Raw genomic sequence first — 6539 nt, 5'->3', positions numbered from 1 at the left:
ATGCTGGCCTCGTGATGCAGCGGAAAACGCAGCTGATACAGGCGTTGTTCGTCCGGATAGCGTTTACCGCCCACATTGACCAGCGCGAACACGCCACGGTCGAACCAGCCATTGTCCTGCGCCACTTCCACTGCCAACCGGCGCTGCTCATCGGTAAAGCCGGACAGCGCGTCGTTCCATTCGCGCACTGCCCAGCCTTTACGGTCCAGCATGTACAACTGCAAGGCGCGCACCATGGCCGGACTGCGTGCCACGATGGCTTTGGCGGCGGCGCTGGCATCCAGCTGCCACGGGCAAAGGGCATAGGGCTGGTTCAAACGGTCGGCGGCCAGAAAGCCGTAAAAATCGGTCTTGCGTGCCGCTTGCGCATACAACGCCTTTGCGCTTGCGCTATCACCACCGAGTTCGCTGGTGCGGGCGGCAAAATACAGCCAGCGTGAATCGTTGCGCTGGGCATCGGGCATCTTGCGGATGGCGGCCAAGGCGGCAGGCCAATCGCTGCGGGTCAGTGCCTCACGCACGCGCCATTCGCGCAGGTTGTCATCGAAGGCCGATTCCGGCACCGCGGCCAGCCGACGTGCGGACTCCGGCAGATACGAGGCCACTGTCCATAGCGCGATTTGCGCCAGCACGCGGCCATTATCCGGCTCGCCAAACGCCAATGTTTTTGCGGCCGATGGCAGCAACGCTTCGGCGCGATCCGGCGCACTTTTGGCAAGGCGTGCCAACGCCATGGAGGCCACCAAGCGGCTGCGCGGTGTTTTTGGCCAAGTGTCCAGCGCGGCATCGGGTTTATCGAAAAACGCCGCATACGCATTGGCCTGCGCGGCATCAGCGGCAGGCAGGCCGCGTGCAATGCTGCGCATCACGGCGGGTTGTGCGTCGCTGACCGCCAAATCAAAACGCTGCCAGCGCAGCGCATCACTCAATTCGCCACGCGCTGCGAGCAGCGCAAACGGGGCATCGCAACTGCCGGGCAGGGATTTGCCGCTACTGCGCCACAGTGCTTGCGCATCATTCGTCCACGTCTTGTCGATGCGGTTGCTGGCGGCCAAGGCGGTGAGGCGCTGGCAACGCAGCCCCACATCTTCGATGCCGGCATCCCATAGATTCAAAAAGGTTGGCCACTCATTGCGTTTGGCCAGCGCGGACAGCCATTCATTGCGAAAGGCATCGCCCACCGCCTCGCCTTTATGCGCGGTCAAAAATGCGTTGCCGCGTACGATGGGCAGGGTGTCCAGTTGTTTGCGCAGTGATGCGTATTCCAGCCAGCCAGCCAACGGCTGACCACGAAAACCGGCCAGGGCCAAATCGCTCAGATTGCCGCGTGAGGTGGCTTCCAACGCCGCTTTCAGTGCGGGATCGGGCGCGGCAATCGTGATTGGCGCACGCTGCAGCAACGGCGTCGGCGGTGAACGGGTTTGCGGGGCTGCGCTGGCGGGAATGGTCAATGCCATCAGCAAAATGGGGAGCTTGTGCATCGCCTGACTATAGCCGAGCATCCATGAATCTCTCAGGCGTTGATGTGGCAAATGACATTTTTGCTGATTTACCTACTGCTGGGTGTTGCGGTGGGGGTGCTGGCGGGCTTACTGGGGATTGGTGGTGGCCTGGTCTTAGTGGGGGCATTGGCGTGGCTATTGCCGATGCAAGGCGTGCCCATGGATGCGGCGATGCATGCGGCCTTGGCTAGCTCGTTGGCCAGTATCGTGCTGACGGCGGCGGCCTCGGCGCGTGCGCATCACCGGCGCGGCAGCGTGTTGTGGCCAACGGTGGCGTGGATGGTGCCGGGGGTTTTGCTGGGCGGTTGGCTGGGCAGCCGTTTTGCGATTGCGCTGGACGATGGTGTGCTGCGTTGGTGTGTGGCGGGCTACTGCTGGGTGATTGCGGCGCAGATGTGGTTATCGAAACCCCCCGCCACTGGCCACGCCGATGTGCTGCCGCGTGGGCCGGGTTACACCGCTGCAGGCGGCGGCATTGGCATCGTGTCGGCGATCATTGGCATTGGCGGCGGCAGTTTGACTGTGCCGCTGCTGGTGTGGCGTGGGGTGGCACCGGTGCGCGCAGTGGGCACGTCGTCGGCCTGCGGGATCTTCATCGGGTTGGGCAGTGCGCTGGGCTATGCGCTGCAAGCCCCGGCAGGCGCGCTGCCGTTGGCCGGATCGGTGGGTTATGTCTATCTGCCTGCGGCCATCGCGGTGGCTGCCACTTCGGTACTCGCCGCGCCGTATGGCACGCGCTTGGCACACGCGCTCAGCGGGCCGGTACTCAAGCGTGTGTTTGCGGTGTTTTTGCTGGTGGTGGGCAGTACGTTTGCGTATAGCGCGCTGCATTAACGCAGTGCTGCATCGGGCACGTCCAATTCGACTGATAGCGCCAGATGATCCGACCGCGCGGCGGGCAGGGCTTGCATCGTAGCAATGGCCAGTGCTGACGTGACCAACATGTGGTCGATGGCGCGCTGCGGCCGCCACGAGGGAAACGTGGGCACGCATTGTGGCGGCGGTTGCAGGCTGGTACGGCGATACAGCGCCTGCATTTCCGGGCGGTCGGGGTCGCAATTGAAGTCACCCATCAGCACCGCATGCGGCAGATCACTGAGTAATTCGGCGATGAAATCCAGTTGATTGCGGCGCGACTGGCTACCCAGTGAAAGGTGCGCAATCGCCACGGTCAACGCATCACGGCCATCGCCAAAGCGTGCGGTGAGTACGCCGCGGCCCTTGACCCGGCCCGGCAGTGGGTGGTCTTCCACCAACCGCGGTTCCAGCCGGCTGAGCAAGCCATTGGCGCTGGAGGCCACGCCGCCCACGTTGCGGTTGGGCTGGTGGCTCCAGTAGGCAAAGCCGGCGCGCTGGGCCAGGTAGTGGGTCTGGTTAGTGAAGCCGGAGCGCAGGCTGCCGGGGTCAGCCTCTTGCAGGCCCACGATGTCGTGGCGGCCGGCAAGTTCGGCGATGGTGTCCAGCGCACCGCGCTTGTTGCCGGCCGGCAGCACATGCGACCAGCTGCGGGTCACATAGTCGCCGTAGCCGCGCGTGCTGGAGCCGGCTTGAATATTGGCGCTGAGCAGGCGCAGCCGGCGGCTGGACATTACGGTTTGGCTGCGGACGACGTCAGTGCGTGCTGGCGCCGGCGGCAGGGGGTTCAGATGCAGTGGTTGCCGCTGCCGGCGCGCCTGCGGCAAGCTTTTTACGCTCGGCCACGACCAGTTGATTGATGATGCGGAACATGTCGTCGATGGTCTTGCCCTTGACCCGGTATTTGCCATCGATCACGAAGGCAGGGGTTCCCATCTGGTCGCCGTTAGCGAATGCCGCAGTCATGTATTGGCGGGCACGGTTGATTTTCGCCGCCACTGCGAAGCTTTGCATGCTGCTGAGGAACTGCCCCGAATCCGCACCATAATTTTTGTAGAACGCGGCAATTTCTTCCGGGGTATCCATGCCACGCTCACCCTTCAATGACTGGTCGACATGGATGGCGCGGAACATCGCTTCATGGGTTTTGTCCAACAAGCCCATCGCCTCTGCGGCGTAAAACGCTTTGGCGTAGTTATCCCAAGGGCCACCAAAGGCCGCCGGGACCGTCACAAAATGCACATCGGCAGGCAACTTGGCGCGCATTGCTGCAACGGTGGGTTCAACCGCCGCACAGAATGGGCACACGTAGCCGAAGAACTCGACAATCTCGATCTTGCCCGGCGCGGTATCAAACGGCTGGCCATTGGGAATGGTTACAAAGTCGGTGCCCTCCACTGGCGGTGGTGCCTTGGCGGCGGCCTCGGCTGCGGCTTTGATCATGGCCTCGGCCTGCGCTGCGCGCTGCGGGTCTTCGGCGCTGGCCGCTTGGGTCTTGACCTCAGCGGTGGCTGCGGCGGTTGCATCCGCCGCCACGGCAGCCGGGGCCTTGTCCTTGCACGCAGCCAAAGGCAGCAGGGCGAGCAGTAGCAGGGTGTAGCGGGTCACGGTCATGATGGTTGGATCCAGAGTCAGGAACGGGGTTTTGCCGGCGCGGCGGTTGCGGGCTTTGCGGCGGGTTTGACCGCAGGTGTTGCCGAAAGTTTTGCCGGCGCGGCGCGCCTTGGTGCCAATGCATTGACCACGGCCAAGGTGTTGGCCAACAAGCCTTCGTAACTATCCCCGCGAATCCGATAACGCCCCGCGACAATGATCGACGGTGTGCCTTGCACTTCGCTACGGGCGGCAAACTCGTAAGCGGCCTTCAATTTGGGCAGCAAGCTGGCGTTATTCAACATCGCCGCCTTGAATGCGGCAGCGTTGACGCCCTGTACCTTGCTGGCAAAGGCGATGATTTGTGCGGTATCGGCGTTGCGTGGCAAGTCGCCGGTTTCGTGGATGGCGGCAAACAAGCGCGGGTGCAGCACGGTCAACGATTTACTGGCCTGCGCAGCAAAAAACGCACGCGACCACGGATCATCACGATCAAACACACCTGGCACGAAGACTAATTTGGCGTGTGCTGGCAATTGTTTGGCCCACGTGTCCAACATCGGCGCGAAATGTGCGCAATGCGGGCAGGTATAAGCAAATATCTCGGCCACTTCCACCATCCCTGGTGGTAGCGACTGATAAGGCTGGCCGGCCTCGATGATGTCGTATTGCACGCCGGCGGTGACCCCCGGCAAGGCCTGTTGGGCGTAGGCAGGAACCCAAACGGCAGTCAGCAGCAGAACAAAGGTCAACAGCAAGGATCGCATCGCATCACACTCCAGCAAACAATACGGCCGGGCAAGCATGCCCGTGGCAAGGCGAACGCATGGTGAAGCGGGTCACTTAGCGGTTGATGCTTTCCTTGGTGGTGCCGGGCGCGCGCGTATGCAGGCCCTGCACATAGCTGGACAGCGACTTGATTTCTTCATCACTCAAGGATTTGGTGACATCCGCCATCAACTTGAAGTGCGCCGGGCTTTGGTAAGTGGTGGCGCCGGTGCGGTATTCCTCTAGGCGGCGAGCCACGTATTCGGCACTCTGACCATGCAAGGCTGGATAGGCGGGGCCGGGGTTGCCTGCACCGGAAGGACCATGGCAGGCCATGCAGGCGGGAATACCACGGCTGGCGTCACCATTGCGGAACAAGGTTTCGCCCAGTTGGTAGAATTTTTTGCCCTGATTGGGGCCGCTGGCGATGAGGGTATCGTCGGCCACGCCAGCACCCGCTGGCTGCTTGGCGAACCATGCGCCAATGTCGCGCATGTCCTGCGCGCTGAGCATACTGGCGAACGGCACCATCACCCCGGCCAAGCCGCTGGTACGTTGGCTGCTTTTGAATAGATGCAGTTGCTCGGCGATATAGCGTTCAGGCATTCCGGCGATGCGCGGCGCGTTTTGCTGCATCGCATTGCCATCCAGCCCATGACAGGCGGCGCACGCGCCGGCCTTGCTTTGACCGACTTGGGCATCACCCCAGGTGGCAGGTTTTTCTTGCAGTGGTGCGGCTTGTACCGGGGCGTTGTCGGGTGCGGCCACCGCTGTGCTCTGGGCATAGGCGACGGCGGCTAGGGCAAGACAGGCAACACCGGCAAGGGCATGGACAGGACGCATGCAAAACTCCACTGGCACGAAAGGGCACAAAAGGGCGCAATCTGGATGATTGCTGAACCGTCAAATTATGGTGGTCGCGCGGGAAGCGGTCAAACTATCCCGGCACCCCCCCTAAGCATGCCATGCTATGCGGATGGCTGCTCCCAATCCGTTTGCACGCGCCCAGTACCTGCTGGCCGCCCATAATTACCGGCAATTGCCCACCGATGGCGGGTTTGAAGTCGCCTTCGCGGGCCGTTCCAACGCCGGTAAATCCTCCGCACTGAACGCGCTGTGCCAGCAAAATGCACTGGCAAGGGTGTCCAAGACCCCGGGGCGCACCCAGCAACTGGTGTTTTTTGGCCTGCCGCCGCACGAAAACAAATATCTGGTCGATCTGCCCGGCTACGGCTACGCCAAGGTGCCGCAGGAGCTGCAAGCACACTGGCAGGCCTTCCTCGATGGCTATTTCGGTAGCCGCGACGCCCTGCGTGGGTTGGTGGTGGTGATGGATGTGCGGCATCCATTGAAAGACTACGACCGTCAGATGCTGGGGTATGCGATGCGCCGCGGCCTGCCCGCGCATGTCATCTTGACCAAGGCCGACAAACTCAGCCGTGGTGCCGGCGGCAATACCTTGCAAGCGGTGCGGATGGAGCTGTCGCGCGCGTTTGCTGATTCGGTCAGCGTGCAGCTGTTCTCGGGCGAATCCAAGCAAGGCGTGGACGAATTGCGCAGCGTGGTGGCGGGTTGGTTGGCGCTGTAAGTCAATTGATTGCGTTGACGGAACACTGAAGGTGTGTCGCCCCGGCTTTGTTGCAAGGCTGTGCGGGATTAAGCTTTCGGGACTTTCCGATAGATGACGTCGATGTCCGGACCCAGCAGCGCCAGCGATACCCTCATCACCGACCCACGACAGTTGGCCGAAGTGCTGGCCTCTGGTGAAAAGCCGCGCGTGGATTGGCGCATTGGTACCGAACACGAAAAATTCGGCTTCCG

7 protein-coding genes are annotated in these 6539 nt (G+C 62.3%); 2 read left to right on the top strand and 5 right to left on the bottom strand.

Going from position 1 to position 6539, the window contains the following annotated elements; genetic code table 11:
* Window positions 1–1481 (bottom strand): lytic transglycosylase domain-containing protein (locus tag PK789_RS09995; RefSeq protein WP_324308612.1); only part of this gene is annotated, 1481 nt, incomplete at its 3' end.
* A gap of 51 nt (window positions 1482–1532) precedes the next feature.
* Here PK789_RS09995 and PK789_RS09990 point away from each other — a divergent pair.
* Entirely contained in the window at window positions 1533–2336 is an 804-nt protein-coding gene (locus PK789_RS09990) for a sulfite exporter TauE/SafE family protein (RefSeq protein WP_324308611.1), read from the top strand.
* Here PK789_RS09990 and PK789_RS09985 read toward each other — a convergent pair.
* The 4 genes from PK789_RS09985 to PK789_RS09970 form a co-directional block, all read right to left on the bottom strand.
* Entirely contained in the window at window positions 2333–3091 is a 759-nt protein-coding gene (locus PK789_RS09985; protein WP_324308610.1) for an endonuclease/exonuclease/phosphatase family protein, read from the bottom strand. The two genes, PK789_RS09990 and PK789_RS09985, sit on opposite strands and share 4 nt — an antisense overlap.
* Before the next feature lie 22 nt (window positions 3092–3113).
* Complete coding sequence (locus tag PK789_RS09980) at window positions 3114–3971, bottom strand: thiol:disulfide interchange protein DsbA/DsbL (protein ID WP_324308609.1); 858 nt, start codon at window positions 3969–3971, stop codon at window positions 3114–3116.
* 17 nt (window positions 3972–3988) lie between these two features.
* Entirely contained in the window at window positions 3989–4717 is a 729-nt protein-coding gene (locus PK789_RS09975; protein WP_324308608.1) for a thiol:disulfide interchange protein DsbA/DsbL, read from the bottom strand.
* A 76-nt stretch (window positions 4718–4793) separates the two neighbouring features.
* Window positions 4794–5561 (bottom strand): c-type cytochrome, encoded by a 768-nt coding sequence (locus PK789_RS09970; protein WP_324308607.1) that lies wholly within the window; start codon window positions 5559–5561, stop codon window positions 4794–4796.
* Between the two features lie 133 nt (window positions 5562–5694).
* Here PK789_RS09970 and yihA point away from each other — a divergent pair, with 133 nt between their 5' ends.
* Window positions 5695–6306, top strand: coding sequence for a ribosome biogenesis GTP-binding protein YihA/YsxC (gene yihA / locus PK789_RS09965; RefSeq protein ID WP_324308606.1), 612 nt, complete (start codon window positions 5695–5697; stop codon window positions 6304–6306).
* The last annotated feature ends 233 nt before the right edge of the window (window positions 6307–6539 follow it).

The organism is Thermomonas sp. (genome assembly GCF_035369645.1).
GTDB lineage: Bacteria > Pseudomonadota > Gammaproteobacteria > Xanthomonadales > Xanthomonadaceae > Thermomonas.
The sequence above is the reverse complement of the archived record's forward strand: the minus strand, read 5'-3'. Positions and strand labels throughout refer to the sequence as shown.

What these genes read in the sequence shown, in the direction of transcription:
- PK789_RS09990 (WP_324308611.1), top strand. Translation starts at nt 1,533, where the DNA reads ATGACATTTTTGCTGATTTACCTACTGCTGGGTGTTGCGGTGGGGGTG.
- PK789_RS09985 (WP_324308610.1), bottom strand. Translation starts at nt 3,091, where the DNA reads ATGTCCAGCCGCCGGCTGCGCCTGCTCAGCGCCAATATTCAAGCCGGC.
- PK789_RS09980 (WP_324308609.1), bottom strand. Translation starts at nt 3,971, where the DNA reads ATGACCGTGACCCGCTACACCCTGCTACTGCTCGCCCTGCTGCCTTTG.
- PK789_RS09975 (WP_324308608.1), bottom strand. Translation starts at nt 4,717, where the DNA reads ATGCGATCCTTGCTGTTGACCTTTGTTCTGCTGCTGACTGCCGTTTGG.
- PK789_RS09970 (WP_324308607.1), bottom strand. Translation starts at nt 5,561, where the DNA reads ATGCGTCCTGTCCATGCCCTTGCCGGTGTTGCCTGTCTTGCCCTAGCC.
- yihA (WP_324308606.1), top strand. Translation starts at nt 5,695, where the DNA reads ATGGCTGCTCCCAATCCGTTTGCACGCGCCCAGTACCTGCTGGCCGCC.